At 40.3% G+C, this 3,836-nt stretch carries 5 protein-coding genes; 4 read left to right on the top strand and 1 reads right to left on the bottom strand.

Going from position 1 to position 3,836, the window contains the following annotated elements:
* Positions 1 to 106: 106 nt before the first annotated feature.
* Together QZZ35_RS09810 and rsmI are read left to right on the top strand one after the other, a co-directional pair.
* Complete coding sequence (locus QZZ35_RS09810; RefSeq protein ID WP_330635652.1) at positions 107 to 841, top strand: tRNA1(Val) (adenine(37)-N6)-methyltransferase; 735 nt, start codon at positions 107 to 109, stop codon at positions 839 to 841.
* 12 nt (positions 842 to 853) lie between these two features.
* Positions 854 to 1,702 (top strand): 16S rRNA (cytidine(1402)-2'-O)-methyltransferase, encoded by an 849-nt coding sequence (rsmI, locus tag QZZ35_RS09805; protein ID WP_291237235.1) that lies wholly within the window; start codon positions 854 to 856, stop codon positions 1,700 to 1,702.
* A 106-nt stretch (positions 1,703 to 1,808) separates the two neighbouring features.
* Here rsmI and QZZ35_RS09800 read toward each other — a convergent pair whose 3' ends face one another.
* A complete protein-coding gene (locus QZZ35_RS09800) occupies positions 1,809 to 2,072 on the bottom strand; it encodes an AbrB/MazE/SpoVT family DNA-binding domain-containing protein (protein ID WP_291234407.1) in 264 nt (87 codons plus the stop codon).
* 314 nt (positions 2,073 to 2,386) lie between these two features.
* Here QZZ35_RS09800 and QZZ35_RS09795 point away from each other — a divergent pair, with 314 nt between their 5' ends.
* Together QZZ35_RS09795 and QZZ35_RS09790 are read left to right on the top strand one after the other, a co-directional pair.
* On the top strand, positions 2,387 to 3,250 hold the full coding sequence (locus QZZ35_RS09795) for a DarT1-associated NADAR antitoxin family protein (RefSeq protein WP_291237234.1): 864 nt from the start codon (positions 2,387 to 2,389) through the stop codon (positions 3,248 to 3,250).
* 25 nt (positions 3,251 to 3,275) lie between these two features.
* Positions 3,276 to 3,680 carry a hypothetical protein gene (locus QZZ35_RS09790; protein WP_291237233.1) on the top strand — a complete coding sequence of 135 codons (405 nt, stop codon included), beginning with the start codon at positions 3,276 to 3,278 and terminating at the stop codon, positions 3,678 to 3,680.
* The last annotated feature ends 156 nt before the right edge of the window (positions 3,681 to 3,836 follow it).

The following is a 3,836-nucleotide window of genomic DNA, read 5'->3' as shown; positions in this document are numbered from 1 at the left end:
GACGCGGCAGCGGCTCAGTGTTATAAAGGAATGAAAACAGCCGGGACATTCTATAATTTATGGGGTGTCCTGGTATTTTAATATCATATGAGAGATGAGGGGAATCATGGTTGAATTAAAGCAGGACGAACGTCTGGATGATCTTGAAAGAAACGGTTATAAGATCATACAAAATCCGAATAAATTTTGTTTCGGAATGGATGCGGTCCTTTTATCCGGTTTTGCAAAAGTAAAAAAAGGTGAGCGTGTGCTGGATATGGGAACAGGCACGGGAATCATACCGATTCTTCTCGAGGCAAAGACAGAGGGAAAGCATTTTACCGGCCTTGAGATCCAGGAAGAGAGTGCAGACATGGCCAGAAGGAGTGTGGCCTACAATCATCTGGAAGAAAAAATTGATATTGTCACCGGAGACATTAAAACGGCTTCCCGGATGTTTCCTCTTTCAGGATTTGATGTCATTACATCGAATCCACCCTATATGACGAATCTTCATGGCATTCAGAATCCGGAGGCACCAAAAGCCATAGCAAGGCATGAAGTTTTGTGCACACTGGAGGATCTGGTGAGAGAGACAAGTCGTCTGCTGAGACCCGGAGGACGGTTTTACATGGTGCATCGCCCATTTCGTCTGGTTGAGATTTTTCAGACACTGACCGCCTACAAATTGGAGCCAAAGCGCATGCAGCTTGTTCATCCCTTTGTGGACAAGGAGCCGAATATGGTTATGATTGAGGCTATACGCGGGGCAAAATCAATGATAAAAATTGAGGAACCATTGGTCGTTTATAAGGCACCCGGGGTTTATAATGATATTATCTATGATATTTACGGGTATTAGGGAGGCAAAAAGATGTCAGGAAAATTATATTTATGTGCCACGCCGATCGGTAATCTGGACGATATTACCTATCGTGTTCTGGAAACACTGCGCTCGGTGGATGTGATTGCGGCGGAAGATACGCGCCACACGATAAAGCTTTTGAATCATTTTGATATAAAGACACCAATGACCAGTTATCATGAATTCAACAAGATTGATAAAGCAAAAGTTTTGGTGGAAGATTTAAAGTCAGGAAAAAATATTGCACTGGTGACGGATGCGGGAACACCGGGAATATCGGATCCGGGAGAAGAACTTGTAAAGTTCTGCCATGAGGCGGGGATAGAAGTGACTTCCCTTCCGGGGCCGGCAGCATGTATCACTGCACTGACAATGTCCGGACTTTCCACACGAAGATTTTGCTTCGAAGCATTTCTTCCAATGGATAAAAAAGAACGGGAGACGGTACTTGAACGTTTGAAAAAGGAGACACGAACGACTGTATTTTACGAAGCACCGCATCGTCTGTTAAAGACATTAAAGCTTTTGGAAGAGACGGTAGGAAACCGACGGCTCACTATTTGTAAAGAACTTACAAAGCGTCATGAAAAAGCCTGGCTGACAACGCTTACAGAAGCCTGCAGCTGGTATGAGCAAAATGAAGCCAGAGGAGAATATGTACTTGTGCTTGAAGGAGCAGATCCCAAATTGTTGGAAGAGGAGCGGCAAGCATCCTGGGAAGCAATGAGTATTGAAGAACATATGGCGCTTTACGAGTCAAAGGGACAGTCCAGAAAAGAAGCAATGAAATCCGTTGCTTCGGATCGGGGCATAACGAAGAGGGATGTCTATCAATATTTGATCGGAAAAGAATCTTAATATGGGGGAAAGGTGACAAAAGGACCGGGGGAGTCCTTTTCGCCACCAACAGATGATCAGTTTTGCCTGAAAAGGGAGTGGTAAACTGATTTATAGGAAAGCCGGCTTATTCCTGGAGGGTAAGACCGGCTATTTTTGCCATCTCAATAATTGAACGTTTTGAAACTTTTTTGTCATGGTAATCAATCAGCTCATTCATGTCACCGGTAAAAATATCACATGGTTCGTATTTCTTTAAAATAATACGTTCATCATCTACAAAAATTTCCAGAGGATCGCGTTCGCTGATATTTAAGTTGCGCCGCAGCTCAATCGGCAGGGTAATGCGGCCCAATTCATCTAATTTCCGTACAATACCTGTGCTTTTCATGTTAAACGACTTCCTTTCTTATCCTGAATTCTATAAACAAAAAAAGACTGTCAAGGCATAAATGTACCTGACAGTCACCGTTGACTTTGTATAAGATTAATCCCATCATATCAGTGAGATTGAAATTTGTCAATAAATTTAAAAAAATATTTTCGATCTTTCGAGGAAAGCACAGGTCTTTTCATAAAGTTTCATGGATACTTTCAGTAATAAAATAAATATCAGGTTCGGGAAAATGGTTGGATATGCGATAATATTATTAAAGAAAAGATACAAAAGATTTAAAAAATTTGAGAAAGGTACAGGTGATTGATATGGCAGTGAGACCAGTATATGTGGTGAGAGAAAGTGCTCCTTATTTTGCGGTTACGAATGTGGAATTCGGATGGAATGGTGGATTTGCAAAAGTTCAGAAGCAGAAAAATATTCGGGCAATTCATGCCGGGTTTATGAGAAGTGCCCCGGGGAAAAAGGTGTTGGAAATCAGCAGTAAATCTATGCAGGAAGGTGGAGAAGCATTGAGTGCGTTTTTTCTTCCAAAATATGTTCCGGCACTTGGAAAAAGCGTTCCGGTTGAATGTGTCTTCCAGGCCGGAAAGGTATTTCAGCATGGCGGACCTTATACCGATTTATTAACAGCGACTCCCAAAAATGCAAAAAGAGATGAACGATTGAAAACCAGTGGAAGATTATTAAATTTTACCTTTGATGGAAAGGATTATCCTCTGATTCCAGAGACGATTTTTTATGATTTTATTTATATCAATGCACTTTTTGAAAATCCTGAACTGGCAAAAATTGCACTGGAATATGATGCATTTACCGATGTGGAGTTTAATCCGGATAAAAGTATCAACTGTCAGGCCAAGGCGGCTGCAACCTTTGTGTCTTTACATAGAATGGGGTTGATTGATAAAGTTAAAGATTTCGATTCATTTTTAAGCCTGTATAGCATGAAATCACCTGCTATTAAGAAGAAAGAGAAAGTTAAAATCGCCTGTGAACCGGAAAAGCCGAAGATTTCTATTTGTGCAGGAGACACTTTAAAACACAAAGTATATGGTTTGGGAAAGGTAGAAGCAGTTGAAGGAACAGCTTTGAAAGTTATTTTCCCTGAAGTGGGAGAAAAAACGCTGAATCTTACGTGGTGTATAAATAACTGTGAAATTTTGAAATAAAAAAAGAAAAACAGGAGATAAGATTATGGAAATTAATACATTCAGTGAATATTTAAAGGATCCACATTCTTTGACGATGGCCCAGATGCAGCAATTTCATGAAGAGATGGTAGAAGAAATTGGTAATGATCCGGATGCGAGAGAATTATACGATGATCTTGTAGATGCATCTACAAAATATGCGGCAATTCGTGCGGCGTGGAATTACATGTCCCGGGAAGATAAGATAAATCAGGATTCCATAAGGACATCCTATCATAATTCTGTGATTATTCAGTTTAATGTGCTTGCTCGTTGTCTTCGGGCACAGGGAAAAAAAGCAGAATGGAGAGATCGACTTGGCTATGAGGAGGATGACAGATATTTTCGGAAGACAATCGGTGATTTCGGATGCTATATTGTGTTTGTAAACAGTGTCTGTGCAAGATAAAAAGAAGTATTGACAATTAAATAATTCTTGGAAAAAAATGTCTAGTTAAGTTGACATTTTTCAAACGTTGAGATAAAATAGGAACGTAAACATTTACAAGTAAACACGCATTAGGAACTGGATTATATTAGGGGCTTAGTGCGTCATAATAAGCAT

Origin of the sequence: Frisingicoccus sp. (genome assembly GCA_016298055.1) — a bacterium.
Classification (GTDB): domain Bacteria; phylum Bacillota; class Clostridia; order Lachnospirales; family Lachnospiraceae; genus Frisingicoccus.
The sequence above is the reverse complement of the archived record's forward strand: the minus strand, read 5'-3'. Positions and strand labels throughout refer to the sequence as shown.

Bases quoted from the DNA above. Each gene is read 5' to 3' on its own strand.
- QZZ35_RS09810 (WP_330635652.1), top strand. From the start codon at position 107: ATGGTTGAATTAAAGCAGGACGAACGTCTGGATGATCTTGAAAGAAAC.
- rsmI (WP_291237235.1), top strand. From the start codon at position 854: ATGTCAGGAAAATTATATTTATGTGCCACGCCGATCGGTAATCTGGAC.
- QZZ35_RS09800 (WP_291234407.1), bottom strand. From the start codon at position 2,072: ATGAAAAGCACAGGTATTGTACGGAAATTAGATGAATTGGGCCGCATT.
- QZZ35_RS09795 (WP_291237234.1), top strand. From the start codon at position 2,387: ATGGCAGTGAGACCAGTATATGTGGTGAGAGAAAGTGCTCCTTATTTT.
- QZZ35_RS09790 (WP_291237233.1), top strand. From the start codon at position 3,276: ATGGAAATTAATACATTCAGTGAATATTTAAAGGATCCACATTCTTTG.